Genomic DNA, 25,382 nt, shown 5'->3' with positions numbered 1-25,382 from the left:
TTTATTGGCTGCAATTCAGCTAATCGCCTGATTATTGACCCGTTCTATCCTCTATCCTCTTTCCTCTGTTCTTCTTGCTATGCGCCGTTGTTTGTCGGTGCTACGAATAGCTTGATGTTCCACTTTTTGCTCTTCCTTCATGGAAGCGGTTGCTCTGTATGGCGGCTCTGGCGTCGTCATGATCCGTGCAGCCTATGCTCGTCAGCATGTGCTGAGTTCTTGCTTGCGATCTTTCCTAGGTATCTGCATCCTGTGTTAGCTAGCGGTAAGCTCTCTTTCTTATCGCCTCTGTTTTTCTATGCCTTTGTTAGCCGGTCCTGACGTTATTACAAAGAGGGATTATTGGCTGCGCCCACATTTCTGACGCAGTGGTTGCTGTGTTTGGTCGTTGTGGTTTGGGGTAATAAGAAAATGGGAAGGGATATGCACAGAAACGCAGAGGTTCGATGTTGATAGGTGAATTGAGCCAGCAGGTTAGAAGATGAGGGCTGGTGTTGCAGAAGGCTAATGTGTTGAGAGTTGTGAGGAATGGCAAATCGTAGGCAAACAAAAAGCCCGTGCAACATGGTTGCATGGGCTCGGTATGAATGGCGGAGGAGGTGGGATTTGAACCCACGGATGGTCGCCCATCGCCGGTTTTCAAGACCGGTGCATTCAGCCGCTCTGCCACCCCTCCGCAGCAGTGCGGCGAATATTACCATGCTGATCTGGCTTGTAAATCCCTGCCTGGTTCGATTGCTGGTTAATTGCGCGAAATGGCGCGAAAAAGTGGCAAGCAGAGCACATCAAGCGCTTTTTTGGCCAGATAACTTGACTTGAAAACAGACTCCACCACTATAGTGGCCTCCATCCTATCCTCTGCAAGATAACGTTATGACTATTAAAAATGCCCTGTTTTGTGCACTGGCTGGCGTGAGCATGTTGGCTGCCCCGGTACATGCAAGCGAACTGACCAAGAGCGATGTCGAGCAAATTGTCCGTGACTATCTGGTAAAGAATCCGGAGATCCTGGTCGAAATGTCCAATGCCCTGCGTGCCAAGCAGGAGAGTCAGCAGGCTGCGAGTGATAAGGCGTTGATCAAGGCTCACGCCAAGCAGCTCTATGCAAATAATGATCCCGAGATGGGAAATCCGAAGGCATCGCTCACGGTTGTGGAGTTCTTTGATTACAACTGTGGTTACTGCAAGCGTGCTCATCCGCTGGTCAAGCAGTTGATGGCGGAAGATAAAGACATCCGTTACATCTACAAGCAGTTCCCCATTCTGAGCGAATCCTCCTACTTCGCTGCCCGTGCCGCTCTGGCGGTTCAGTTGGGCCAGCCTGACAAGTATCAGGCGTTCCACGAGAAGCTCTATACCCATCAGGGCCCGCTCTCTGATGAGGCTCAGGTCAAGCAGGTTGCCAAGGCCGCTGGCGTTGACTGGAGCAAGGTCGAAGCCAAGCTGAAGGATGGCAGCATTGACCAGAACCTCGGTACCAACCGTGCCCTGGCCGAAGCGCTCGGTATTTCCGGTACCCCCGCATTTATTATCGGTGATCAGATCCTGCGCGGAGCACCGCGTGATCTGGCTAGCCTGAAAGGCTTTATCAAGGATGTTCGTGCTGGCAAGAGCATTCAATAAGCGGCTGTCATGGCAAGCGGGACTGTGTGTCCCTGACCAGATACAGAAAGAGGGTCGGTATTAATACCGGCCCTCTTTTTCATTACGTCCATCAGTGCAGGTGGTCGTCGCGAAATGACCATAACAACGACCGATGGCGCAGGCCTGGTGGCCTTCAGTAACAAGTATTAGCAGAGTCGTTCGAGTTCACACTGTTATCTGTTAACTCTTTTGTCACCCCATTTGGCGATTGCTTAATTCTTGCCAGGATTTTTATGTGCTCCTGCCTTAGAATCGCCGCCCGGTGCAGGAGAAACCCATATGTTAGTTGAAGTTTTGCGGATTATTTTTATAAGTGGTGCTCTGGTGTTCATCTTTATGCTGGTACAAGCCTGCTGGCGGAAGCGGTGCGCAGGGACTTTCGAAACAACGCCCTTCTGGCCGGTCGCACTGATCGGGGGCGTGGCCAATTTCCTCGATACCTTGGGGGTGGGCAGCTTTGCAGTGAAGACCGCTTGCTACAAACAGTTCAAACTGATCGATGATCGCGTATTGCCCGGTACCCTCAATGGTCAGTGTGTGTTGCCTACGGTAACCCAGTCGCTCATCTTTATTGGCTCAGTTGCAGTGGAACCCGCGACGCTGATCAGCATGATGTTTGCCGCGGCTGCTGGCGCTGTGTGGGGTGCTCGCCATGTTGCTTCGTTTGACCGCCAGACTATCCGGTTGGTGATGGCCGCTTCTCTCTTGGTCGTGGCTGGGCTGATTTTCGCCGGTCTGTTCGGATTGTTCCCGGTCGGTGGGGAGGCGATGGGGCTCAGTGGCTACAAGTTGGCGATCGCCCTGCTCGGTAACTTTATCTTCGGGGTGCTGATGAATGTCGGTATCGGCCTGTTTGCCCCCTGCATGACGCTGGTCTATCTGCTGGGGATGAACCCGCTGGCGGCGTTCCCCATTATGATGGGCTCGGCTGCCGTACTCAGCGTCTTCTCCGCAGGTACTTTTATCCGCAAAGGGGCGTTTGATGCCAAGGCGGTGCTGGCGGTGGCCATCTTTGGCCCCATCGGCGTGCTACTGGCTGCCATGCTGGTGCAATCCATGGATATGGAGATGCTGAAGTGGCTGGTCGCCTTTATTGTCATCTATACCTCCTGGACCATGTACGCCTCCTGGCGGACTGCACGTCGCTCCTCTGTGCAACTGGCGGTGGAGTGCGCAGGTTAGCCTGTACCAGTGACGCCTCGGCTTTGGCCCCCAGAAAGACATAGAGTCCCAGCGCCAGCAGTAATCCCACGGCACATCCCATTACACCAACTGCAGGCCAGAGCAGCTCGCTCTGGCCGAGTGACCCTTTGAACAGCAGCAACAACCCCTCTATGGAGACTGCGATCAGGATGGCGGCGATAAAGCGGGTGATGGTGCGGCGAATGGCGCTGTGGCGGAAGATGTCCTTATGCAGCAAAACCTCCTCTTCCAGAATGGTCTTGCCTAGATCGAACACCGCCAGCGCCAGCGTCAGGAAGATGATGGCGCTAAAGGCGCCGAGCCGGTTCTGCTGCTCGCCGCACAACAACTGGTAGAGCTGCTCCAGCCCGTGCCAGATCAGGGTGGCGACGATGAGAAACAGCGCCATGCTGAGCACCACATAGACCCCCTTGAACCAAGGCATAGCGCGGCGGCGCTCCCTGTCCCCCATTAACCAGCCAATCAGCTGATTCAGACAGACGGTGATCTCCCGCCCCTGCCCCTGCACGATAAGGTGCAACCGATTATGGGCCGCCGGTGCCGCAGGCTGGATGCACACTGGCCCCTGATAGCGGTCAATGCTGACAACAAAGGGATACCTCTTGAGCGAGGCAAGGGGGGCGCTGAGCAGTCCTTGCAGTAGCGGGGTCAGCTCCTCCTGATACTCCTGATAGCGCCGCAGCACATCAATGGGGCTCATCTCTGCCATATAGACCTCGGTGACGTGGGCTCTGTAGCGGATGTGCAAATAGTGGGCCTGCTTTATGACAGGGATGGCGGGGCAAGTTGCACCAGAGGATGACAACACGACGGATGACGAGGAAGTCATGCACCAGAAATGGGCGTATTGCTGCCCTGTGTGATTATGGGTGCACTGCAATAGAAAAGGGCCCATGACGGGCCCTTTGCGACAACCTGCGGCGATTTAGCCAGCCAGCTTGGCGAAGCTGCGTTCGGCGGCTGCCAGAGTGTGCTCAATCTCCTTGTCGCCGTGAGCCAACGACAGGAAGCCCGCCTCGTAGGCGCTCGGTGCCAGATAGACACCCTCTTCCAGCATCAGATGATAGAAGCGTTTGAAGCGTTCCATATCGCAGCGGGTGACCTGCTCGTAGCGGGTGATTTCGGGCTCGTCGGTAAAGAAGAAGCCGAACATGCCACCCACATAGTTGATGGCGAGCGGGATACCGTGCTTGGCGGCGGCGGCTTTCAGGCCTTCTGCAACACGCGCAGTTTTGTCGCTCAGCTGCTCATAGAGGCCCGGAGCCAGCAGCAGGTCCAGCATGGTGAGGCCAGCAGCCATGGCTACCGGGTTGCCGGAGAGGGTACCAGCCTGATAGACCGGGCCGGTCGGGGCGATGTGCTGCATCACCTTCTTCTTGCCGCCGAAGGCGCCGACCGGCATGCCAGCACCGATGATCTTGCCGAGGGTGGTGAGATCCGGGTCGATGTTGTAGTAGCCCTGAGCACCGCGCAGGGAGACGCGGAAACCGGTCATCACCTCGTCCAGGATCAGCAGGGCGCCGAACTCGTCACAGATGGTGCGCAGCCCCTCTAGGAAGCCGGGTACCGGCGGGATGCAGTTCATGTTGCCAGCCACCGGCTCGACGATGATACAGGCGATCTCGCTGCCGTACTGGGTGAAGGCTTCGCGCACCGACGCCAGATCGTTGAAGACGCAGGTCAGGGTGTGCTTGGCGAAATCGGCCGGGACGCCCGGGCTGTTGGGCTGACCCAGGGTCAGGGCGCCGGAACCGGCTTTGACCAGCAGGGAGTCGGCGTGGCCGTGGTAGCAGCCCTCGAATTTGACGATCTTGTCGCGGCCGGTGTAGCCACGGGCCAGCCGGATGGCGCTCATGGTCGCCTCGGTGCCGGAGTTGACCATCCGTACCTGCTCCATGGAGGGGACGATCTGGCGGACTTTCTCTGCCATCAGCACTTCGATCTCGGTCGGTGCGCCGTAGCTCAGCCCTTTTTCCACCGCTTTGATAACGGCAGCCTTGATGGCCGGGTGGTTGTGACCGAGCAGCATGGGGCCCCAGGAGCCGATGTAATCCACGTAGGATTGACCATCCACATCATAGAGATAGGCGCCATTGGCGTGGTCGATGAAGCGGGGTGTGCCACCGACCCCATTGAAGGCGCGGACCGGAGAGTTGACGCCACCCGGAATGGTCTGGCGGGCCTGTTCAAACAGCTGATCTGATTTTGACATGGATCATCCTTAATGGGATTTTGGTCGTCACACAGGGGATTGCAGCCGATTGAGACTCGGCAGGTCGGGGCATCAGGAGTATGCTTTGCGCTCTCGCCACCCGGACTCTCGGTCTGCTCCCGTGACAAAATTAACGGGCCGACTATAGCAGAAAGCCCCAGCCCTGGGCAGCCGAGCAACGCGCCGGGTGATCCTGATCTCAGCTAGCTGACGATATGGCGTTTCCAAGTTGGTGTAACAAGATGGCGCAACAAGCTCTCTCCTCATCTGAACCGTCCGCCTCGCCGCGCGGGTCGGTTTCCCGAATCATTCGGCAAGACAAGATGCCCTTGCTGGTTCTGCTGCTGGCAGCGTTGGTCGGCACTCTGGCCGGGCTGGTCTGCGGCCTGTTCGAATCGGGTGTCCACTGGTTGGCAGAACAACGTATCGCGTTGCTGGCCGACCGTCCCTGGTGGCAGCTCGGTCTGTTCGGCTTCGGTTTCAGCGCCTTGCTGGGGTTTATCGGCTACTTCCTCACTCATGCCTTTGCCCCGGAAGCGGGGGGCTCCGGCATTCCCGAAATCGAAGGGGCGATGGACGATCTGCGTCCTGTTCGGTGGTGGCGGGTGTTGCCGGTCAAGTTCTTCGGGGGCATCTGTACCCTGAGCTCCGGCATGGTGTTGGGGCGGGAGGGGCCCTCGGTGCAGATCGGTGGCAACCTCGGCAAGATGGTGGCGGATATCTTCAGACTGCCCAAGGAGCATGGTCACGCCCTGCTGGCCGCCGGTGCGGCGGGTGGTCTGGCGGCGGCCTTCAATGCGCCGCTGGCGGGCATCCTGTTTGTGATGGAGGAGATGCGGCCGCAGTTTCGTTACTCCTTTCTGGCCATCAAGGCGGTGGGGATCTCCGCCATCATGGCGACCCTGATGCTGCAGAACATGAAAGGGCAGGGGGCGGTGATCACCTTGCCCCACTACGATGCGCCAGCCCTCAAGGCGCTCTGGCTGTTCCTCTTTATGGGGGCCACCTTCGGGGTGTTGGGTTTTGTCTTCAACAAGCTGGTGCTTGCCTGTCAGGATGGTTATCTGGCGCTGCATCAGAACAAGCGCCACCGTTTCGTGGCCATCGGCATGCTGGTCGCAGGTACCTTTGGCGTGTTGTCGCTGTTTGCCCCGTCAGTGACGGGCGGTGGCACTGAGCTCATTCCCCACCTGATGAGCGGTGAGTATGCAATGGCGACCCTGTTTCTCATCTTCTCGGTGCGGCTGGTTGCGACCCTCATCTGCTTCTGCTCTGGTGCCCCTGGCGGGGTATTTGCGCCGACCTTGGCCCTCGGCACCCTGTTTGGCGTGGTGTTCGGCCATCTGTTTCATGCGGCGTTTCCCGAGCTGGGCATCGAGCCCGGTGCCTTTGCCATCGCTGGTATGGGAGCGCTGTTTGCCGCCACAGTGCGTGCCCCCATCACCGGCATCGTGCTGGTTACCGAGATGACCGACAACTATCAGCTGATCCTGCCAATGATGATCACCACGGTTGGGGCGACAGTCGTTGCCCAGTGGTTGGGTGGTCGCCCCATCTATTCCCAGATCCTGGAGCGAACTTTACGGCTTGCTGCGCGTCAAAAGCGGGGTGATGGCAGCGCCACGGCCAGTTAATTTTTGCCTTTATCGCGTTTGACCCCGGTCCGGGCGGTATAGTGAAGGGAGAGGCGTTGCCGTAAAAATAGCGTGATAACGGGATGAGGGGCTATGTCCAATCTATTGAAGTTATTGGTCGTGTTAGCCGTTGGCGGGCTTATCGGTTACTTTGCCGGTAACCGTCAGGAGCTGGCCCAGAGCAGTCTGTTGGTGGTGCAGCAGGAGACGCTGGATCGCCAGGGCAAGGCCATCGGCCAACTCAAGACCGAGCTGGGGGTGAAAGATACCCAGCTGGCAACTCAGAAAGCGGCCTTTGAGCAGTTGCAGACCACCCTGAAAAGTCAGGAGGCGCAGGTACAGGAGCTCAAGCGCCAGCTGGCCTTTTTTGAACGGATCATGCGCCCCACCGGTGAACAGGTGGGGGTAGTGATCGACAACCTGACTTTGCAGGAGACCAGCATTCCCGGTCGTTACCACTACCGTCTCGCCCTGACCCAGCCCGCCAAGAAGCGGGAGCTGTTTCGTGGTCAGGTGCAGATCCGGGTTGAGGGGAGCCTGGCTGACAAGCCGAAGACCCTGACGGGGCGGGAACTTGGGATGAAGGTGAGCGAGTGGCGCTACTCCCTGCGCTATTTCCAGCTGCTGGAAGGGAATTGGCAGTTGCCGGAAGGCTTTGTGCCGGATCGGATCCGTGTCACCATCAACAAGGACGGCAGGCAACCGGCGCAAGAGTTGCTGGTTGAGTGGGGGGAGGTGATCAAGCCGCTGGTCGCTGCGCCACCCGCGCCGGTGCCCGCGGCCGGTTAAACGTGGTGAATACTTGAACTGAATGGTCGGGTATTGGATAATTTCGCGGTTTCCATGTTTGTGGATCTAATGGTTGTGAGGTCAGTAATGAGTGCAGTAGCAGAAGCCCCGCTGCCCATCCAGATGACGGATGCGGCGGCCAACAAGGTGAAGAAGCTGATCACCGAGGAAGAGAATCCACAGCTCAAGCTGCGGGTGTATATCACGGGTGGGGGCTGCTCCGGTTTCCAGTATGGCTTTACCTTTGATGAGAAGATCAACGACGGTGATACTGTGGTCGAGAAGAACGGTGTCACCATGGTGATCGACCCTATGAGCCTGCAATATCTGGTAGGCGGTAGTGTGGATTACACCGAGGGTCTGGAAGGTTCACGCTTCACCGTGACCAACCCCAATGCGACCACTACCTGTGGTTGTGGTTCCAGCTTCTCCATCTGATCGGCATTATCGGTTTGATGAAACAGCTCTCGGCGACGAGGGCTGTTTTTGTTTGGGGTAGTCAGCGAGTGTCTGCAAACAGCATTCCCCTGAAACAACAAAGGCGCCTTGATGGCGCCTTTGTTGTTTACGGAATGAATTTAACGAGAGCTTGCGGCCGCGACCAGCGGGACCCTGTTTACTGCCTTGCCCATATAAGAGAGGGCGATAGTCACAATGATGCAGGTGAAGCTCAGCCACATGTAGGGCAGGTAGTCGAGGGTCGCCACCCCCAGCACCCCGGCCATGAAGATGCCGTTGTCGCTCCAGGGCACCATGCCGCAGGTGAGGGTGCCGCCAAATTCGGCGTTGCGAGAGAGGTTTTTGCGTGCCAGCCCCAGCCGGTCGTAGTTCTTGGCCATGATCTTGGGGGTCAGGATCAGCGACACATACATGGCCGAGCCGAACACGTTGGCCAGAAACGCAGTGCCTATAGTGTGGGTGGTCAGGCTGCCAGCGCTGTTGATGCGCTTCTCGAAGGCGCTGGCGATTACTTCCAGAATACCGACCTTCTCCAGCAGGCCGCCAAACCCGAGACCGAAGATGATGACCGCAACCGAGCCCAGCATGGACTCCATGCCGCCGCGACCGAGAATATTGTCGATAAAGCCGATGCCGGAGGTGATGGCAAACGGGCTGTAGGCGGAGTGCATTGCCTTGACCGGATCCATGCCCTGGAAAGCGATAGCCCAGATCAGGCCCAGCAGGGCGCCGAAGCTGATCACCGGGAAGGCGGGCTTGCGGTTAGCCAACAGGCCCAGCACCAGTACCACCGGCACGATGGCCAACGGGGTGATGTTGAACTGGCTGTCGAGGGCCTCCATCACCAGATTGACCTGCTCCAGACTGACGTTGCCCGAATACTGCATGCCCACCACGGTGAACAGCACGGCGGTGATGACATAGGAGAGCAAACTGATGGGCAGCATCCCCTTGATATGCTCCACCACATCGACGTTGGACATGGTCGAGGCCAGTACCACGGAGTCGGAGAGCGGAGAGAGCTTGTCACCGAAGTAGACGCCGGAGAGCACGGCACCGGCTACCAGCGGCGCAGGCACGCCGAGGCTGTGGCCGATCCCCATCATGGCGATACCCGCGGTAGCGGCAGAGCCCCAAGAGGTGCCGGTGGCCAGCGAGGTCAGGGAGCAGATGATCAGGGTCGCCAACAGGAAGATGGACGGGTGGATCACCTTGAGGCCGAAGTAGATGATGCTGGGGACAATGCCGCCAGCAATCCAGGTGCCGACCAGGGCACCTACGGAGACCAGGATCAGGATGGCCCCCATCCCCTTGGCAACGCCGTCAACGGCAGCCTGCTCCAGAGATTTGTAATCGTGGCCCAGCTTGATGCCGAGCCCCATGATGACGAACCAGGCGATGAACAGTGCCAGCTGGATTGGCAAGTCGAGCACGCTGGTGAACGAAAATGCCAGTGCCAGAAAAATGGCCAGACAGGCAAACACCTGTGCCATGCCCGGTAGTCGGATGTGGTTTTGTTGGTTTTGCATAGATACTTCCTAAACTCTTGCTCGCCAAGGTCAGTCCCTCTCGTCCTGTGGATACACGTATCCCGAGGGGCCAACCCAAAAAGAGGCCGCAATCTACCACAAACCTGGCGGGTTAAAGCCCCACCAAATTGGTAAAAATGCACATTTGATTGAAGAAATTACAAATTAGTTGATCTCATAACCCGTTTTTGAGCGCCATGTTGACATGATTGGTCACATTCGAAGCTTACTCACAACGCAATTTGCACCTTCATGGCGGGGAAAAAACATTGCGCTGGATATTGCGGGGATGATGTTGCTGGTAGCGGTGGTTGTACTCACATGGGGTCTGGATAAAGAGTACGGCACCTGGAGTAGCGGTTTCCTGCTGGCAGCCTGGGTTATGCCGGAGCCCGGATTGCGCCCCGCCTTGATCTTGCTGCCAGTGGCCGGGTTGAGCGGTATCGCCTCCTGCTCTGGCAGCAATCCTGGTTATGAGGTTTTGGCGGGAGCCTGCTTGATTTTCTGCTGCGCCAGCTTGAGTGACTCGACGACCAGCTTCTCCATCTCGGTGCGTTTGGCATCGGTCAGGAAGTAGATCATGTCAACATCGTGGCGAATATAGTGGGAAGGGAGCTGGTTAAGGGTGAGGCAGCAGAGGTCGGCCATCTGGTCGCTAGTGAGCTTCTGCTGCAGCCCCTGCTTCTCAATCTCCTTGAGCACCAGATGTTCGTAAAAGTTGTGAATGTCGGTATCCAGTATCATATGCGTTCCTTGGCATGACGATGAGCGGGGAGTCGTCAAAAGCATAGCCATAACAAGGAGTAAAAACAAAAGGCCCATCACTTTCGTGATGGGCCTTTTGCGTAATGAATGGTGCGAAGAGAGGGACTCGAACCCTCACATCCGTGGGACACTAACACCTGAAGCTAGCGCGTCTACCAATTCCGCCACCTTCGCACACTGATTTTCTCCAGCTGGTTTTTAAATGCGGTTGGAGCGCATTGCTCTGTTTTTACATGTCAGAATCATGGTGCGAAGAGAGGGACTCGAACCCTCACACCCGGGGGGCACTAACACCTGAAGCTAGCGCGTCTACCAATTCCGCCACCTTCGCACATTCGGGTTTCCAGTCTGGATTTACATGCTGTCTGGATAAAGCATGGTGCGAAGAGAGGGACTCGAACCCTCACATCCGTGGGACACTAACACCTGAAGCTAGCGCGTCTACCAATTCCGCCACCTTCGCACATTGTGTTACCAGTTTTGATTTACATGCTGTCTGGAGAAGCATGGTGCGAAGAGAGGGACTCGAACCCTCACACCCGGGGGGCACTAACACCTGAAGCTAGCGCGTCTACCAATTCCGCCACCTTCGCACATTCGGGTTTTCTAGTTGGATTTACATGCTGCTGAATCAGCATGGCAGTATTGGTGCGAAGAGAGGGACTCGAACCCTCACATCCGTGGGACACTAACACCTGAAGCTAGCGCGTCTACCAATTCCGCCACCTTCGCATCACTGCGGAGGGGGATTCTATAGAGTTTTGGGGGAGCGTCAACAGCCAAAGGGGACTTTTTTCGCTGTTGACGCTTAAAGTTGAACCAAGGGTACAAATCTTCAGCAATTAGCTGATGTTTGCAGCTCAGTAACGGCCCAATGCACTCTGATACATCTGCTCATACTGGGTAACCGAGTCGGGCCAGTTGAAGCGGGTGTTCATGGCGTTGTGCTGTACCTTGGCAAATTGCTCCTTGTCCTGCAGGAAGTAGAGCAAGCTGCGACGCATGGTATCAAGCAGAATGGTTGCCGTCGGATCATTGAAGCAGAAGCCGGTGGCATTTTCAGGATCGGCATCCCAATCCACTACTGTGTCTTTCAGGCCACCAACGGCCCGTACCAGGGGCAGAGTGCCGTAGGCGAGGCTGTACATCTGGTTGAGTCCGCAAGGTTCGAACAGCGATGGCATCAGGAAGAAGTCGGCACCGGCTTCGACCAGATGAGCCAGCCGGTCATCATAGGCATTGATGAAGGCCAGCTTGCCCGGATACTGCTGTGCCATGGTTTGCAGCTGAGTGGCGAGCGCAGGATCGCCAGAGCCGACGATCACCACTTGCACCTGATGGTGAAGGAATTTCTCCAGTGCAGGGAGCAGCAAGGGCACGCCCTTCTGCTCGGTCAGGCGGCAAACCATGCCATAGATCGGGAGATCCGCAACGGCAAGTCCCGCTTCCTGTTGCAGGCTCTGCTTGCAGACCTGTTTGCCTGCCATGTTGCCGATGCTATAGGTCGCAGGCAGGAATTCGTCGAACTCCGGATCCCAGTCCTTGTAATCACAGCCGTTGAGAATGCCGCAAAGATCGGCTGCCCGCTGCTGGAAAATGTTGGCCATGCCGTGGGCACCGAGGTGAGTCAGCAACTCCTGAGCATAGTTGGGGCTGACCGCATTGATCTTGTCGGCGTAGAGTACCCCGCATTTGAGCAGGTTGACGTGGCCGTAGTCGTAGTTGATGCGGCGTTCGTAGTCAGCGATTTCCGGCATGGCCCAGAACTGCTCACGACCAAACACCCCCTGAAACGCCGCGTTGTGAATGCTGATCACACTGCGGGTCTGCTGGAAGAAGGGGTTGTGAGCATGGCGGGTCTTCAGCAGCAGTGGCAGCAAGCCGGTATGCCAGTCATTGCAGTGAGCAATGTCAGGGGCAAAACCGAGTTGTTCGCAGGCATGGAGCGCAGCTGCCGAGAAGAAGGCAAAACGCTCGCCGTTGTCCGGATAGGCCTGATTATTCTCGGCATAGAGCTGGGGACGATCAAAATATTGCGGGCAGTCGAGCAGATAGACACAGACGCCGTCCAACTCCATCTGGTAGATGCGATAACCGATGTCCGGCAGGCCCGGATGGGTTGGCAGCCAGCGTGAAGCGACCAGCTTGGCCTCATCCCGTCGCTTTATCGTCTTGTAGAAGGGGAGCATGATCCTGACATCATGCCCCTTCTGGGCAAGGTACATAGGCAGGGCTCTGGCGACGTCTGCCAAGCCCCCGGTTTTGACCAGCCCCTCAACTTCCGAGGCAACAAACAGGATTTTCAGTGGGTTAATAGCCAACTCTTGCTCCCTTAGGTACCACAACGATACCGCCTTCGGACACGGTAAATCGCTCTCTATCGTGGTCGAGATTTTCACCGATAACGGTGCCGGGCGCAATTTCAACATTTTTATCTATGATCGCACGTCGGATAGAGCACCCTTCACCAATCTTCACATCCCCTAGCAGCACAGATTCGCTGATGTGGCTGCAGGGCCCGATATTACAACGAAATCCAAGGATCGAGCGCTGGATTTGGCTGCCCTGAATAAAGCAACCGGCGGAAATGAGGGAGTTGGCGATCTTTACCTTGCACTCGTCACTGTCGATGAAAGTGGCAGGCGGCAGTGCCGGATAGTGGGTGTGCAGCGGCCACTTGCGGTTATAGAGGGAGAAGGGGGGATTGTCTGCCACCAAATCCATGTGTGCTTGCCAGTAGGAGTCCAGGGTGCCCACATCTCGCCAGTAGACGCTCGGTCTTTCGCCCGGGATGACGTTGGTGCTGTAGTCGTAGACATAGACAGGGGCGCGTGGATAGAGGCTCGGGATCACATCTTTGCCGAAATCGTGGCTGGAGTTCTCCTCGGCAGCATCTCGCTTCAGCTCGCGGCAGAGCGCCTCGGTCTCGAAGATGTAGTTGCCCATGGAGACCAGCGCCTGAGTGGGATCGCCGGGAATATGCTTGGGATGTTTGGGTTTTTCCTGGAAGCCGATCATCCGGCCTTCGGTATCGACCTCGATGACGCCGAATGAGCTCGCCTCTGCGATGGGCATGCGCAGGGCCGCGACTGTCATGGCCGCATTTTTCTGCTTGTGGAAGGTGACCATCTGGCTCACATCCATCTTGTAGATGTGGTCTGAGCCAAAAATACAGACATGATCCGGTTCGGCTCGTTCGATAAAGCCGAGGTTTTGGTAGATGGCATCGGCGGTGCCGTCATACCAGCGTTTGCCCATCCGCATCTGGGCCGGGATGGGGTCAATAAAGCGGTCAGTGATGCCGACGATATTCCAGCCCTTCTTCATGTGTAGATAGAGAGACTGGGATTTGAACTGGGTCAGAACATAGATGCGCAGAAAGTCTGCGTTGACGAAGTTGTTGAGGACAAAGTCGATGAGCCGGTAGCTGCCACCAAAGGGAACCGACGGCTTGCTGCGGGTAGTCGTAAGAGGCTGCAGACGAGTGCCTTCGCCACCAGCCAGGATCATGGTCAAAATGCCTGCCATCGTGTTTCTCTCCCTGAATGAACAATATGAAAAGGTTTTCAATGTTCGGTATAAAAACACCCCTTTAGGGGTGTTTTTATAATGCTCTGAGTACCTTATCAGATCCCAGATGGCGCTCTCTAGCGGTTTTATTGTACTACTTACAATTATTTACACTCTACTCATATAAACCTTGAATTTGGCATCACTGCTGATCACTTCTGTCCGTTTGAAGTGTGTCTCCAGTATAGGCTGATAGCGCAGGAAGGCGTTGGCAACAATGGTTAGTGAGCCTTGTGACCGCAAAAATTCCGGCGCTTTGGCGAGGAAGGTTTCAGTCGCTGCGTAGAAGGTCTTGAGACCAGCATGAAAAGGAGGGTTGGAGACAATCTGGTCAAACGTTCCCGAGATATCGGAGTAGACATCGGAGGCATGTACCTCCCCTTGCAAACCGTTGATGGCCAGGGTGCGGCGGCTCGACTCCAGCGCCAGTGCGTTGATGTCGACCATGGTGACCTTGAGATCAGGGTTGCGTTTGGCCAGCACTGAGCCAATCACGCCAGCGCCACAGCCGAAATCGAGCAGGGTGCCCCGCATCGGTGGCGCCGACGCCAGCAGCATCTGGGTGCCGAGATCCAGTTCGGCGGCGCTGAAGACGCCGGGCAACGCCTGCACGGTCAGCTCGGTGTTGCCAGCTTTGCACTGATAGCTGCCGAACCAGCTATCCAGATCGAACGGGGTGACCGGTTTGCTGAGCTCGCCGTGATAGAGGGAGCAGCGGCGGGCCGAGTCACGTTTGACTGGCTTCTCGCCATAGGGGGCCAGCAGCTTGTCTGCGCCATTGATGCCGCCACGGTTTTCACCGGCTAGGAACAGGTCGGCACCCGCCTCCAGCAAGGGGGTCATCATGGCCAGCAGATACTGTGCCTCGGCCTTGGCCTTGGGCATCAGCAGCAGCAGGGCATCGAAGCGGGGAGTACCACCGAGCTGGTGGTCGAACAGGATGGCCTCGCCGAGAGCCGCCTGCTGGCTGCGGTAGTAGCAGTAATCGGTGGTAAAGATGGTCAGGGTCTGGGCCAGGGTCGCCAGCTGGCGGGGGTAGTCATCCTCCAGCGCGCCGCAGACAAGTAGCCGCTTGCCGACAAAGAGGGCTTGGTTACGTTCCAGCATCTGGCTGACGGCACTGATAGGGCTGCTCATCGGGTCTCTCCACTCAATTTTGGGCGGCCATTATACATAGCCCCTTTCGCCTTGACATTTATGCTGCGTTCCCGAAATATGCCCAGACACCATTTTTTGACCAGAGATGACGAAATGCGGTTCAACGGGTTGAAACGAAAGCACAAAAAAAGCCTGACATTCGGGCCTGCCGACGTTCGCGCGTAACCTCTCATCCCTGAGAAAATTCAAACCCCGGTTGCGCACATCGTACCGGGGTTTTTTATTGCCATATGCACGTCACTTAGGAGAAGGAGATCCCATGTTTCAAGGTTCAATCGTTGCGTTGATTACCCCGTTTCGACAGGGAAAGCTGGATGAAGAGGCGCTGCTGCGCCTGGTTGAGTGGCATATCGAGCAGGGTACTCACGGCATTGTGCCGGTAGGTACCACAGGTGAGAGCCCGACCCTGACCCATGACGAACACTGCCGGGTGGTGGAGCTGGTGGTCAAGCAGGTGGCGGGGCGCGTTCCGGTGATTGCCGGGGCCGGTTCCAACAATCCGGTCGAGGCGATCGAATACACCCTCCATGCCGAGCGGGTCGGCGCCGATGCCACCCTGCATGTGGCAGGCTACTACAACCGTCCCAATCAGGAGGGTCTCTACCACCACTTCAAGGCAGTGCACGACGCCACCGCCAAGCCGATCATTGTCTACAACATTCCGCCGCGTGCCATCGTCGACGTGCAGCCCGCCACTCTGGCCCGTCTGGCCGAACTGCCGCGCATTGCCGGGGTGAAGGATGCCACCGGCGATTTGGCCCGCCCCTGGACCGAGCGTCAGCTGATCAAAAAGCCTTTTGCCTGGCTCTCCGGTGAAGATGCCACGGCCGTGGCCTACAACATCGGCGGTGGTCAGGGCTGTATCTCGGTGACCGCCAACGTGGCCCCCAAGCTGGTGGCCGAGGTGCAGAACCTCACGCTGGCTGGCAAGTGGCAAGCCGCGCGTGAACTGCAAGACAAGCTGATTCCGCTCCATCAGGCGATGTTTGCCGAACCGAGCCCGGCCGGTGCCAAGTATGCCGCTTCCCTACTCGGTTTCTGCAGCGAGGAGTGCCGCTTGCCGGTGATGCCGCTGTCGGAAGCAACTCGCGAGCGCATTCGCAGCGCCATGCAGCAGCTTAATCTGCTGTAATGCAAAACGGGTGAGCCAAGGCTCACCCGTTTTGTTTTCGACTTTTTTGTCCGGTCTTTATTTCCGACCGACATAGCCTCGCTCAGGCAGCGTGATGCAGCCAGGCGGCGATGGTCAGCTGTAATTCGACATAATCCGGGCAGAGGAAGAGGTCTTCCGGTTCGATGGGCCACTGGCGATCAGAGTTCGCGTCTGCTTGCAGATGTAGCTGCAGGCTTGCCAGCTCAGAGTGCCAAGGGGTCGGCTGTGCCAGTTCGTTGGCTCGACGTTTGATCAGCGCAATTCCTTCGCACAAGGCGGCGAATGCCTGCTGCCGAAGCGTTTTGTCCTGCGGATTTTCCAGCCAGAGCTGCTCGTGATGCTGCCAGTGACTCAGTCCGGCTGCGATGGCAGCTGCCACATCTATCACTTCGCTGGTGACCAGCGATTGCAGGGCCAGCGGTTTGCCAAGGCCTGCCAGTCGATAGCCGCGCTGCGCCTTGGATTGGGCACCGAGGCGCAGCCCGCCGATCTTGGCGAGGCGCCGGGCCAGTGCAAATAGCGCCGCGGTGTCGCCGGATTTGAGCTCCAGTTCCAGCTCGTTGATGGTGGTACTGCCCTGACTGCCGACTATCTCCCCCTGATCCCAGGCCAGTTCAATCTCGGCGTTCTCGACGGCGATCAGCCAGTGGCGCCGCAGGAAGTCGGTACGAAACTGGGCGACCAGCTGCAGCTGGATGCAGTCGCGCTCGGTCAGGGTCGGCCAGATTTCATCGGGAAAGGCCGAGAGGGTCGGCAGAGCGCCGCTGACGGGGGCGTTGTACTCGGGTCTGGCGTGCAAGCCGCCCACCACCTGGCCACGGCATTTGATGGTCTGTTCGGCGAAGGCATCGCAGCGGCGGATCCGTAAACCCATCTCCAGCTGGCGCAGGGCAAGGGTCGGCGTATCGAAATAGATGTTGCCGAGCTGCTGTTGGGAGCAATCATTAATTTCAAGTGAATTCAGCAGGTTGGATAACGCGGTTTGAATGTCGCTGGCGACAAAAAACTTTATCTCGATCTCAGTTTGCATAGTCATTCCGGGCTGGCAGGCAACTTTGGGGGGCAGGATTCGGGTCGCGGGGATATAATGCCCCCGAGACGACTAGGTTAATTCGCGGTTTTATTGATGGCGCAGTTCGGTTACCATGCGCGCCTCATAAAATCGTATCGAGTGTTTTTTCACCGACACAGGTTTGACCATGCCAGTAAATACTATTTTGGGGCTTTTTGCCAAGTCCCCCATCAAGCCACTGCAGAAGCATATCGTTAAGGTTCACCAATGTTCCCAGCAGCTGGTTCCCTTCTTTGATGCCGTTGCTGAAGACCGTTGGGAAGATGCCGAGAAGATCCGGCAGCAGATAGCCCAGTTGGAAAAAGAGGCGGATATCCTCAAGCGTGAAATCCGTCTGAAACTGCCTCGTGGTCTGTTCCTGCCGGTTGCGCGTACCGACCTGCTGGAGCTGTTGACCCAGCAAGACAAGATTGCCAATCGTGCCAAGGATATTTCCGGCCGCATGCTTGGTCGTCGCATGGAATTCCCCTCCGAAATGCGGGTGGATTTCATGGCTTATCTCAAACGTTGTATTGATGCGACCGCTCAGGCCGAGAAAGCGATCGGGGAGCTCGACGAGCTGCTCGAAACCGGCTTCAAGGGACGGGAAGTGGAAATGGTTGCCGAGATGATCCACCAGCTGGATCTGATCGAGGACGATACAGACACCATGCAGATCGGACTGCGCCAACAGCTGCAAGCGGTTGAGCAGAAGTACAATCCGATCGATATGATGTTCCTTTACAAGATCCTCGAATGGGTAGGTGACCTGGCAGATCAGGCCGAGCGTGTAGGCGCCCGTCTGGAACTGATGCTGGCTCGTTCGTAATCGACTGACTGGGTAAACACTATTAATGGACATTATCGCGAATTACGGCACCACTCTGGTGCTCGTGGCGGCCTTGTTCGGCTTTTTGATGGCTTGGGGTATTGGCGCGAACGACGTAGCTAACGCCATGGGCACATCGGTCGGCACCAAATCCCTGACCATTCGTCAGGCGATCATCATTGCCATGATCTTCGAATTTGCCGGTGCCTATCTGGCTGGCGGCGAAGTGACGGCCACCATCCGTAACGGCATCATCGACAGCAATGCCTTTGCCGATCGCCCGGATCTACTGGTGCTTGGCATGATCGCCTCCCTGCTGGCGGCAGGAGCTTGGTTGATCCTCGCCTCCTACTTCGGTTGGCCGGTCTCCACCACTCACTCCATTATCGGCGCCATCGTCGGTTTTGCGGTGGTGAGCATTGGCCCGGAAGCGGTACAGTGGAGCAAGTTTGGCGGTATCGTCGGCTCCTGGGTCATTACCCCGGCCATCTCCGGTGTCATCGCCTACTTCATGTTCATCAGTGTGCAGAAGCTCATCTTCAACACCGATGATCCGCTGAACAATGCCAAGCGCTATGTGCCGTTCTACATGTTCCTGACCGCGCTGGTGATCTGCCTGGTAACCATCAAGAAGGGGCTGACTCACGTTGGTCTGCACCTGACCGATGGCGAAGGTGTCATGCTCTCCGTGGCCATCTCTATTGCTGTGGCATTTGCTGGCTGGATCTACATTCGCGGTCAGAAATACAACCCGCAGGATGACAGCAAGATGCACTTCGCCAACGTGGAGAAGGTGTTCGGCATCCTGATGGTGATCACCGCCTGTGCCATGGCTTTTGCCCACGGCTCCAACGACGTGGCCAACGCCATTGGCCCGCTCTCTGCCGTGGCCTCAATCGTTGCGTCTGGTGGCGAGATTTCCGGTCAGGCTGCCATTGCCTGGTGGATTCTGCCGCTGGGCGGTATCGGTATCGTGATCGGTCTGGCCACCATGGGCGAGAAGGTGATGGCGACTGTCGGTACCGGCATCACTCACCTGACTCCGAGCCGTGGTTTTGCCGCCCAGCTGGCGACTGCCGCCACCGTAGTGATTGCCTCCGGTACCGGTCTGCCTATCTCCACCACCCAGACCCTGGTCGGTGCGGTGATGGGGGTTGGTTTGGCGCGCGGCATTGCGGCGCTGAATCTGGGGGTACTGCGCAACATCGTGGTCTCCTGGATCATCACCCTGCCTGCCGGTGCCATTCTGGCCATCGCCATCTTCTACGTGCTGCAGGCCTGCTTCTCCTAATCGAAGCGGCATTCAGCAAAAAGCCCGAGTCACTGACTCGGGCTTTTTTTATGTACGCGGGAGCTGAGAGCAGCTCCCTTTGCATTATCTGGCTTAGAGGCCGACGCAGACCTGCCAGAGATCGCACAGGGCATGACGGCGGCCTTCTCCTGCCTCTGAAAGATCAGAGGTTGGCGCAGATCTGCCAGAGATCGTACTGGATGGCGGCAGCCGTCACTTCGCGACCCGCCCCCGGCCCCTGAATCACCAGCGGGTTGGTGCGGTAGCTGTCGCTCTCGATGGCGAAGATGTTGTCGCACGGCAGCAGGTTGGCGAACGGGTGGTGCGGTTCCAGCGCCTCCAGACCTACTCGAGCCTTGCCATCGTGCTCGAAGCGAGCGACGTAGCGCAGCACCTTGCCGAGGCGCTTGGCCCCTTCGAAGGCGGTCAGGATTGGGCCATCCAGCTCTTTCAGGCGATCCATAAACTGATCGGTTGTCACCTTGCGCAGCGGGACGGGCACCAGGTTTTCCAGCTCGATATCGGCGGAGTCGAGCTCGAAGCCTGCCTCCCGTGCCAGAATGAGCAGCTTGCGGCGCACATCCTGACCGGAGAGATCTTCGCGGGGATCCGGCTCGGTCAGGCCGTGTTGCCACGCCTCGTCCACCAGCTCGGAGAAGGGGCGACTGCCGTCATACTGCTGGAACAGCCAGGAGAGGGTGCCGGAGAAGATGCCGGAGACCCCCTGAATGCGGTCGCCGCTCTGGCGCAGCATCTGGATGCTGGACTGGATTGGCAGGCCAGCGCCAACGGTGGCGTTGTAGCGCCACTGCACCTGATGGTCGCGGCAGGTCTGCTTGATGCGCTGGTAGAACTCGCTGTCGGCGGCACCGGCAAACTTGTTGGCGGCGATGATGTGAATGCCGAGCTGGGCAAAGTCCGGATAGTAGCGGCTCACCGTCTCGCTGGCGGTCAAATCGATGGCGATCAGGGTGTCGAAGCTGTGCTGTTCCAACTGGGCCAGCAGTTCGGGCCAGATCAGCGCTTTGGGATTGAAGTTGTCCTGCACCTTGAGGGGGTTGAGTCCCTCTTCATCCAGCAAGCCCCCTTCCGAGCTGAATACCCCGTAGAGGGTGAGCGCCAGATTGAGTTCATGTTCGAGCCGTGCCTTTTCACGGGCATAGAGACTCAGCCAGTGGCCGCCGATATTGCCCTTGCCGAACACCACCAGTCCGACCCGGGTCGGGCGGCTGAACAGGGCGCTATGCAGGGCGATCAGCAGCGGCTCCAGCACCACCTGACGCAGTACGGCTACCAGGCTCAGGCCATCCCGAGCCACCTGGACAAACTCCAGCGGCTGATCTGCCAGCAGCTGATAGAAGCGGTGACACTGCTCGGCGTTGTCGGTGACACCAGCACCCACCAACGCCACCAGACTGAACCCCTCTTTCTGGATGAGGCCGGTGAAGCTCCCTTGCAGCTGGAAGTCCCGCAGCAGCTCGAACGCCCCCTGTGCCACCTCGAGGGTGTAGGCGAGTCGCAGGATCCGGCGATCCGGCTGGCGCTGCAGGGTGAGCGGGTTGAGACGGTGGCGGGCGAGATAAGCCTCGATGGTGGCCACCGTTTGATCAAAGTTGGTCTGCGGCAGCACTTTCAGCTCGATCAGGGCGATCTGATCCACCGAAGAGACGATGCGGGCGCCGCCGGAGCGGGGGGCACGGCGCAGAATATGGGTACAGCCTTCATCCGGATTGTAACTGCAACGCAGGGTGAGGCGCTGGCGGCTGTCGGCCACCGGTTGCAGGGTGCGCGAGTGGAGTACCGAGGAGCCGAGGCGGGCCAGCTCGTTCGCTTCGGCGAGGCTTAGACGCTCCAGCAAGCGAGCTTCTTTCACCCGGCGCGGGTCGGCGCTGTAGACACCGGCCACGTCGCTCCAGATGGTGGTGGATTCGCCGTCCGCCAGCAGGGCCAACAGGCTGGCGCTGTAATCGGAGCCGTTGCGGCCGAGCAGCAGGGATCGTCCCTCCATGTCGGCGGCGATAAAACCGGTCACCACGATGCGTCCGGCATGTTCGGCCAGCCGCGCCTTGAGCAGCTCGCTGGAGAGGGCTGTATCCACCTTGACTAGGGCGCCATCCTCGGCGCGCAGGAAGCTGCGGGCATCGAGCCAGATGGCCTTGTCGCCGCGGCTGGTGAGCAGGGCTGCCAGCAGGCGCGCCGACCACACTTCGCCAAACGCGAGCAGGCCGTTGCGGGCGAAGCGGTCAAACTGCCCTTCCAGGGTTTTGGCGATGAGTTGCATGTCATCGGCCAGCTGCTTGCTCAGATCGAGCTGCAGTTCCCCCTCCAGCAGGCCGTCGATCAGGCTCTGTTGATAGGCCTGCAGGGCCGAGATGGCTTCACCGGCCGCTTCATCCCCAGCTTCGGCCAGCTCCACCAGCTGGATCAGTCGGTTGGTGGTCTTGCCCGCGGCGGAGACCACGATCAGCTCATCTCCGCCTACCTGTTGTTCGACGATAGTGGCAACCCGGCGATAACAGACCGGATCCGCCAGACTGCTGCCACCAAACTTGTGGACGTGACGTCGCTTCAATCCTGCTTCTGTGGCCACCGCGATCTCTCCTTGTTGCTGCTGTTCCATTACTTCGCTACCTGTTCTGCCTGCTGTGCCTGTGCAAAAGCCTGTGCCAGATCGGCCACCAGGTCTTCACCATGTTCAATACCGACCGAAAGCCGCAGCAGCTGGTTACTGATGCCTGCTGCTTGTTGCGCGGCCGGGGTCATTGCCCTGTGGGTCATGCTGGCCGGATGGGCCACCAGACTCTCCACCCCGCCGAGGGATTCGGCCACCGAGAAGAGGGTGAGGGCCGCGAGGAAGGTGCGAATACCCGCCTCGCTGCAATCGAGTTCAAAACTTAGCATGGCGCCGAAACCGGACTGTTGACGGCGCGCAATGTCGTGACCAGGATGGCTCGGCAGGCTGGGGTGATAGATGCGTTTCACCAGCGGCTGTTGCTGCAGGAAGGCGAGGATGCGATCGGTGTTCTCCTGATGGGCGCGCAATCTGGGGGCCAGAGTGCGCAGGCCACGCAGGGTGAGGTAGGAGTCGAACGCCCCGGAGGTGAGCCCCAGACAGTTGGCCCACCACACCAGCGATTCGGCCAGTGCGGCCTCCTTGGCAATCGCCACTCCGCCCACCACGTCTGAGTGACCGTTGATGTACTTGGTGGTGGAGTGCACCACCACATCGGCACCAAGCGCCAGTGGCTGTTGCAGCAGGGGGGAGAGGAAGGTGTTGTCCACCACTACCTGTGCACCCACCTCATGAGCGGCGCTGGCAATGGCGCTGATATCCACCACCCGCAGCAGCGGGTTGGAGGGGGTCTCGACCCATACCAGCGCAGGCTTCTGGGCCAGCGATGCGGCCAGTGCGGCCTCATCCCCCTGATCGACAAACTGCACACGGTAGTGGCCCTTGGCCGCCAGATACTCGAACAGGCGCCAGGTGCCGCCGTAGCAGTCGTGGGGGGCGATCAGCAGATCCCCCGCCTTGAGCAGGGCGGTGGTAACCAGATGGACTGCCCCCATGCCAGTGCTGGTGACCACGGCACCGGCACCCCCTTCCAGTGCCGCCAGCGCGTCCGCCAGATTGGTACGGGTCGGGTTGCCGGAGCGGGCATAATCGTATTGACGGGGTTCGCCAAAGTCGGCAAAGGTGTAGTTGCTGGAGAGGTAGATAGGCGGCACCACGGCACCGTGTTGCTGGTCTGTCTCAATCCCGGTGCGAACCGCCAGGGTGGCCTTGTGGGTCATGTTTCTCTCCTTGATCTCTCTGGACGGTGGCTACTCTTCCTGCCACGCGGTTTTTGCCACACGCTATCGTGCCAATGCTGGCATCATGATGAATCACACTACGCCAGCTTAAAAAGGCCGTCAACACTTCCAGACGTCTAAATGGCTTTGCTGTTGGATTGCCATTAATTTCCTTAAGGGTTAAAATCCGTGCTCACGGCTAAATGAGAACAGGTGAGTCATGGGAACAGAGTGGAACGGCGACTACGTCAGCCCCTACGCGGAACACGGTAAGAAGAGCGAACAGGTCAAGAAGATTACCGTCTCGATCCCGCTCAAGGTGTTGAAGGTGTTGACCGATGAGCGCACCCGTCGTCAGGTGAACAACCTGCGTCATGCGACCAACAGCGAGCTGCTCTGTGAAGCCTTCCTGCATGCCTTCACTGGTCAGCCGCTTCCTTGCGATGAAGATTTGCGCAAGGATCAGCCGGACAGCGTCCCTGCCGAGGCGCGCGCCATCATGGAAGCGCTGGGCAAAGAGATCGAAGATTTCGACAAAGAGTAAGCGATTTGCAATGAACAAGAGGCGACCCACGGGTCGCCTCTTGTCGTTTCAACGGCCCCGTTTACGGGGCCGTTGTTATTTCAGCAGGCTGAAGATCAGCGCCGATACCGCCAGCGAACCGGTCAGCAGGATAAAGCCGTTGGTCCAGCCATGACGGAAGCGGGCCAGCGCCTCCACCTTATAGATCGCAATGACCGGCATGATGAACAGGATCATGGCGATGACCGGGCCGGAGAGGGTCTCCATCAGCCCCAGAATGCCGGGGTTGATGACGGCGGCACCCCAGATGGAGAAGAACATCAGGGCGATCCCGACCTTGTCCGCCTTCGCCAGCGGCAGGCCGGTGGGCTTGGCGATCAGGCTTTTCAGGCTTTCTCGGGCTCCGAGGAAGTGGCCGAGGAATGACGAGCTGATGGCGATAAAGGCGATCAGCGGTCCCAAGGTCACGATCACCGGGTTATCGGTGATGTTGGCCAGATAAGAGAGCACCGAGACGTTCTGGGCCTTGGCTTCGGCCAACTGGGCGGGCGAGAGACTCAGCACGCAGGAGAAGACAAAGAACAGCACGAAACCCACTAGCATCACTGTGGTGTTGCGCAGGATCAGGCTGCTCTTGGCTTCGGCCAGCTCGCCATATTCCCGGCGCTGCACGTTGGCAAAACCTGAGATGGCGGCGGCGTGGCTGAAGGCGAACACGGTGACCGGCAGTGCCAGCCAAACGGTATTGAGGAAACTGCCCCATTCAAACGCAGTCACTTCCGGCCACTGCCACTGGGGAATCAGGTAGCAGGAGAGGGCCAGCAGAATGGCGGCCAGCGGATAGACCATGACGGCGAAGGCGCGCAGCATCGCTTTTTCCCCCGCCAGCATCACGGCGATCATGGCGAACACCAGCACGCCGGAGAGCATCACCCGATCCGGGGTTGCCATGCCAAGCTGGTTGATCATGAAACTCTCCACCGTGTTGGTCAGCCCGACTCCGTAGATAAGCAGGATCGGGAAGATGGAGAGGAAGTAGAGCGCCGAAATGAGGCGACCAGCCATCTTGCCGAAGTGCTCCTCCGCCACTTCGGTAAAGTCGGCGTGGGGGCGGGCAGAGGAGAGGACGAAGCGTGCCAGCCCGCGGTGGGCGAGGAAGGTCATGGGACCCGCCAGCACGGCGACGATGGCCAGAGGCCAGATGCCGCCCAGACCCAGGTTGATGGGTAGGAACAGGATGCCAGCGCCAACGGCGGTGCCAAACAGGCTGATGACCCAGTGGGTGTCATGACGGCGCCAGCGGGTGGTGCTGGCGGTGGTGGAGTGGGAACCGGATAGCTCCCCGGTAACGTCTGCAGATAAACTCATTGCTGATTCACTTTTTGCCAGTGTTTTAATCTGAGCTTATTGTGATTTATTGGGATTTAATTCTCAAAAAGAGGGCCTGAAACATATCACTACCATAACGGGTTTTAGCCAGTGAGATTGGGAATGGAATCTGGATCACAGAATTGTGTAAAGCTGACAAGTGTCGAAATTGCGAAATTTAAATCCGAAATTTAACTGTATGTCGATTTTTTATTTTGACCAGATGTTACTTTGTAGAATTACATGAAAATTCATGCCGGTTATCTGACGGTGATTGTGATGATCCACTGTCATTATGCGGCTTTCCTAGTGAATATCCCTGCTCATTGCCGACATTGGCAGCAAATATCACCATGAAAAAGGCGACCATGCGGCCGCCTCTTATTCATCAAAACGCGTTGTGTTCGCGCTC

General features: G+C 58.0%; 20 protein-coding genes, 6 tRNA genes and 1 pseudogene. 10 read left to right on the top strand and 17 right to left on the bottom strand.

The window, feature by feature from the left end; genetic code table 11:
* Positions 1-588 precede the first annotated feature (588 nt).
* Positions 589-676: transfer RNA gene (locus ACE1BR_RS04715), tRNA-Ser, on the bottom strand.
* A gap of 197 nt (positions 677-873) precedes the next feature.
* On the opposite strand from ACE1BR_RS04715, the gene ACE1BR_RS04710 reads away from it, so the two are divergent.
* Together ACE1BR_RS04710 and ACE1BR_RS04705 are read left to right on the top strand one after the other, a co-directional pair.
* A complete protein-coding gene (locus ACE1BR_RS04710) occupies positions 874-1,623 on the top strand; it encodes a DsbA family protein (protein WP_374868057.1) in 750 nt (249 codons plus the stop codon).
* A 300-nt stretch (positions 1,624-1,923) separates the two neighbouring features.
* A complete protein-coding gene (locus ACE1BR_RS04705; RefSeq protein ID WP_374868055.1) occupies positions 1,924-2,826 on the top strand; it encodes a TSUP family transporter in 903 nt (300 codons plus the stop codon).
* Here the strand turns inward: ACE1BR_RS04705 and ACE1BR_RS04700 are convergent.
* Together ACE1BR_RS04700 and hemL are read right to left on the bottom strand one after the other, a co-directional pair.
* Complete coding sequence (locus tag ACE1BR_RS04700; RefSeq protein ID WP_374868053.1) at positions 2,741-3,556, bottom strand: hypothetical protein; 816 nt, start codon at positions 3,554-3,556, stop codon at positions 2,741-2,743. The two genes, ACE1BR_RS04705 and ACE1BR_RS04700, sit on opposite strands and share 86 nt — an antisense overlap.
* Before the next feature lie 216 nt (positions 3,557-3,772).
* Entirely contained in the window at positions 3,773-5,059 is a 1,287-nt protein-coding gene (gene hemL / locus ACE1BR_RS04695) for a glutamate-1-semialdehyde 2,1-aminomutase (RefSeq protein ID WP_374868051.1), read from the bottom strand.
* A 242-nt stretch (positions 5,060-5,301) separates the two neighbouring features.
* Between hemL and clcA the strand changes: the two genes are divergently transcribed.
* From clcA to erpA, 3 genes are all read left to right on the top strand, one after another.
* On the top strand, positions 5,302-6,693 hold the full coding sequence (clcA, locus tag ACE1BR_RS04690) for a H(+)/Cl(-) exchange transporter ClcA (protein WP_374868049.1): 1,392 nt from the start codon (positions 5,302-5,304) through the stop codon (positions 6,691-6,693).
* Between the two features lie 93 nt (positions 6,694-6,786).
* Positions 6,787-7,482: a DUF6776 family protein gene (locus ACE1BR_RS04685; RefSeq protein ID WP_374868047.1), complete on the top strand. Its 696-nt coding sequence runs from the start codon at positions 6,787-6,789 to the stop codon at positions 7,480-7,482.
* 87 nt (positions 7,483-7,569) lie between these two features.
* Positions 7,570-7,920 (top strand): iron-sulfur cluster insertion protein ErpA, encoded by a 351-nt coding sequence (gene erpA, locus ACE1BR_RS04680; RefSeq protein WP_374868045.1) that lies wholly within the window; start codon positions 7,570-7,572, stop codon positions 7,918-7,920.
* 140 nt (positions 7,921-8,060) lie between these two features.
* On the opposite strand, the gene nhaC is transcribed toward erpA, so the two are convergent.
* The gene (nhaC, locus tag ACE1BR_RS04675; RefSeq protein WP_374868043.1) at positions 8,061-9,470 is read right to left on the bottom strand and encodes a Na+/H+ antiporter NhaC; all 1,410 of its coding nucleotides are present in this window, start codon (positions 9,468-9,470) and stop codon (positions 8,061-8,063) included.
* A gap of 269 nt (positions 9,471-9,739) precedes the next feature.
* On the opposite strand from nhaC, the pseudogene ACE1BR_RS04670 reads away from it, so the two are divergent.
* Positions 9,740-9,947 (top strand): annotated as a pseudogene (locus ACE1BR_RS04670) (hypothetical protein).
* Here the strand turns inward: ACE1BR_RS04670 and ACE1BR_RS04665 are convergent.
* From ACE1BR_RS04665 to rsmC, 9 genes are all read right to left on the bottom strand, one after another.
* The gene (locus ACE1BR_RS04665; protein ID WP_374868041.1) at positions 9,942-10,214 is read right to left on the bottom strand and encodes a late competence development ComFB family protein; all 273 of its coding nucleotides are present in this window, start codon (positions 10,212-10,214) and stop codon (positions 9,942-9,944) included. The pseudogene ACE1BR_RS04670 and the gene ACE1BR_RS04665 sit on opposite strands and share 6 nt — an antisense overlap.
* Positions 10,215-10,323: 109 nt before the next feature.
* Positions 10,324-10,409: transfer RNA gene (locus ACE1BR_RS04660), tRNA-Leu, on the bottom strand.
* Between the two features lie 71 nt (positions 10,410-10,480).
* Positions 10,481-10,566: transfer RNA gene (locus ACE1BR_RS04655), tRNA-Leu, on the bottom strand.
* A 46-nt stretch (positions 10,567-10,612) separates the two neighbouring features.
* Positions 10,613-10,698, bottom strand: a tRNA-Leu gene (locus ACE1BR_RS04650).
* 44 nt (positions 10,699-10,742) lie between these two features.
* Positions 10,743-10,828, bottom strand: a tRNA-Leu gene (locus ACE1BR_RS04645).
* A 53-nt stretch (positions 10,829-10,881) separates the two neighbouring features.
* A tRNA-Leu gene (locus ACE1BR_RS04640) sits at positions 10,882-10,967 on the bottom strand.
* A gap of 128 nt (positions 10,968-11,095) precedes the next feature.
* Complete coding sequence (gene glgA, locus ACE1BR_RS04635; RefSeq protein ID WP_374868039.1) at positions 11,096-12,556, bottom strand: glycogen synthase GlgA; 1,461 nt, start codon at positions 12,554-12,556, stop codon at positions 11,096-11,098.
* Entirely contained in the window at positions 12,546-13,763 is a 1,218-nt protein-coding gene (gene glgC / locus ACE1BR_RS04630) for a glucose-1-phosphate adenylyltransferase (protein WP_374868037.1), read from the bottom strand. The genes glgA and glgC overlap by 11 nt, the downstream gene beginning before the upstream one ends.
* 150 nt (positions 13,764-13,913) lie before the next feature.
* Positions 13,914-14,942, bottom strand: a complete 1,029-nt coding sequence (rsmC, locus tag ACE1BR_RS04625; RefSeq protein WP_374868035.1) for a 16S rRNA (guanine(1207)-N(2))-methyltransferase RsmC — start codon at positions 14,940-14,942, stop codon at positions 13,914-13,916.
* Between the two features lie 280 nt (positions 14,943-15,222).
* Here rsmC and dapA point away from each other — a divergent pair, with 280 nt between their 5' ends.
* Positions 15,223-16,095, top strand: coding sequence for a 4-hydroxy-tetrahydrodipicolinate synthase (gene dapA, locus ACE1BR_RS04620; protein ID WP_374868033.1), 873 nt, complete (start codon positions 15,223-15,225; stop codon positions 16,093-16,095).
* A gap of 82 nt (positions 16,096-16,177) precedes the next feature.
* Here the strand turns inward: dapA and ACE1BR_RS04615 are convergent, their stop codons facing one another.
* On the bottom strand, positions 16,178-17,146 hold the full coding sequence (locus ACE1BR_RS04615; protein ID WP_374868031.1) for an inorganic triphosphatase: 969 nt from the start codon (positions 17,144-17,146) through the stop codon (positions 16,178-16,180).
* A 169-nt stretch (positions 17,147-17,315) separates the two neighbouring features.
* On the opposite strand from ACE1BR_RS04615, the gene ACE1BR_RS04610 reads away from it, so the two are divergent.
* A complete protein-coding gene (locus ACE1BR_RS04610; protein WP_374868029.1) occupies positions 17,316-17,996 on the top strand; it encodes a TIGR00153 family protein in 681 nt (226 codons plus the stop codon).
* Between the two features lie 25 nt (positions 17,997-18,021).
* Complete coding sequence (locus tag ACE1BR_RS04605) at positions 18,022-19,287, top strand: inorganic phosphate transporter (RefSeq protein WP_374868027.1); 1,266 nt, start codon at positions 18,022-18,024, stop codon at positions 19,285-19,287.
* Between the two features lie 163 nt (positions 19,288-19,450).
* Here the strand turns inward: ACE1BR_RS04605 and ACE1BR_RS04600 are convergent, their stop codons facing one another.
* Together ACE1BR_RS04600 and metB are read right to left on the bottom strand one after the other, a co-directional pair.
* Positions 19,451-21,907, bottom strand: coding sequence for a bifunctional aspartate kinase/homoserine dehydrogenase II (locus ACE1BR_RS04600; RefSeq protein ID WP_374868025.1), 2,457 nt, complete (start codon positions 21,905-21,907; stop codon positions 19,451-19,453).
* Complete coding sequence (gene metB, locus ACE1BR_RS04595) at positions 21,907-23,079, bottom strand: cystathionine gamma-synthase (RefSeq protein ID WP_374868023.1); 1,173 nt, start codon at positions 23,077-23,079, stop codon at positions 21,907-21,909. Before metB ends, ACE1BR_RS04600 begins: the two co-directional genes overlap by 1 nt.
* Before the next feature lie 220 nt (positions 23,080-23,299).
* Here metB and metJ point away from each other — a divergent pair, with 220 nt between their 5' ends.
* A complete protein-coding gene (metJ, locus tag ACE1BR_RS04590) occupies positions 23,300-23,623 on the top strand; it encodes a met regulon transcriptional regulator MetJ (protein WP_005340251.1) in 324 nt (107 codons plus the stop codon).
* A gap of 75 nt (positions 23,624-23,698) precedes the next feature.
* Here the strand turns inward: metJ and ACE1BR_RS04585 are convergent, their stop codons facing one another.
* Entirely contained in the window at positions 23,699-24,970 is a 1,272-nt protein-coding gene (locus tag ACE1BR_RS04585) for an aromatic amino acid transport family protein (protein WP_374868021.1), read from the bottom strand.
* Positions 24,971-25,382 lie beyond the last annotated feature (412 nt).

The sequence above is a fragment of the Aeromonas sp. MdU4 genome (assembly GCF_041929505.1).
Lineage (GTDB): Bacteria > Pseudomonadota > Gammaproteobacteria > Enterobacterales > Aeromonadaceae > Aeromonas.
Note: the sequence above shows the minus strand (reverse complement) of the source record. Positions and strands in the feature narration are given on the sequence as shown.

What these genes read in the sequence shown, in the direction of transcription:
- clcA (WP_374868049.1), top strand. Translation starts at nt 5,302, where the DNA reads ATGGCGCAACAAGCTCTCTCCTCATCTGAACCGTCCGCCTCGCCGCGC.
- ACE1BR_RS04605 (WP_374868027.1), top strand. Translation starts at nt 18,022, where the DNA reads ATGGACATTATCGCGAATTACGGCACCACTCTGGTGCTCGTGGCGGCC.
- ACE1BR_RS04700 (WP_374868053.1), bottom strand. Translation starts at nt 3,556, where the DNA reads ATGGCAGAGATGAGCCCCATTGATGTGCTGCGGCGCTATCAGGAGTAT.
- nhaC (WP_374868043.1), bottom strand. Translation starts at nt 9,470, where the DNA reads ATGCAAAACCAACAAAACCACATCCGACTACCGGGCATGGCACAGGTG.
- ACE1BR_RS04705 (WP_374868055.1), top strand. Translation starts at nt 1,924, where the DNA reads ATGTTAGTTGAAGTTTTGCGGATTATTTTTATAAGTGGTGCTCTGGTG.
- erpA (WP_374868045.1), top strand. Translation starts at nt 7,570, where the DNA reads ATGAGTGCAGTAGCAGAAGCCCCGCTGCCCATCCAGATGACGGATGCG.
- glgC (WP_374868037.1), bottom strand. Translation starts at nt 13,763, where the DNA reads ATGGCAGGCATTTTGACCATGATCCTGGCTGGTGGCGAAGGCACTCGT.
- metB (WP_374868023.1), bottom strand. Translation starts at nt 23,079, where the DNA reads ATGACCCACAAGGCCACCCTGGCGGTTCGCACCGGGATTGAGACAGAC.
- hemL (WP_374868051.1), bottom strand. Translation starts at nt 5,059, where the DNA reads ATGTCAAAATCAGATCAGCTGTTTGAACAGGCCCGCCAGACCATTCCG.
- ACE1BR_RS04585 (WP_374868021.1), bottom strand. Translation starts at nt 24,970, where the DNA reads ATGAGTTTATCTGCAGACGTTACCGGGGAGCTATCCGGTTCCCACTCC.
- metJ (WP_005340251.1), top strand. Translation starts at nt 23,300, where the DNA reads ATGGGAACAGAGTGGAACGGCGACTACGTCAGCCCCTACGCGGAACAC.
- ACE1BR_RS04685 (WP_374868047.1), top strand. Translation starts at nt 6,787, where the DNA reads ATGTCCAATCTATTGAAGTTATTGGTCGTGTTAGCCGTTGGCGGGCTT.
- ACE1BR_RS04615 (WP_374868031.1), bottom strand. Translation starts at nt 17,146, where the DNA reads ATGCAAACTGAGATCGAGATAAAGTTTTTTGTCGCCAGCGACATTCAA.
- ACE1BR_RS04600 (WP_374868025.1), bottom strand. Translation starts at nt 21,907, where the DNA reads ATGGAACAGCAGCAACAAGGAGAGATCGCGGTGGCCACAGAAGCAGGA.
- ACE1BR_RS04665 (WP_374868041.1), bottom strand. Translation starts at nt 10,214, where the DNA reads ATGATACTGGATACCGACATTCACAACTTTTACGAACATCTGGTGCTC.
- ACE1BR_RS04710 (WP_374868057.1), top strand. Translation starts at nt 874, where the DNA reads ATGACTATTAAAAATGCCCTGTTTTGTGCACTGGCTGGCGTGAGCATG.
- dapA (WP_374868033.1), top strand. Translation starts at nt 15,223, where the DNA reads ATGTTTCAAGGTTCAATCGTTGCGTTGATTACCCCGTTTCGACAGGGA.
- rsmC (WP_374868035.1), bottom strand. Translation starts at nt 14,942, where the DNA reads ATGAGCAGCCCTATCAGTGCCGTCAGCCAGATGCTGGAACGTAACCAA.
- ACE1BR_RS04610 (WP_374868029.1), top strand. Translation starts at nt 17,316, where the DNA reads ATGCCAGTAAATACTATTTTGGGGCTTTTTGCCAAGTCCCCCATCAAG.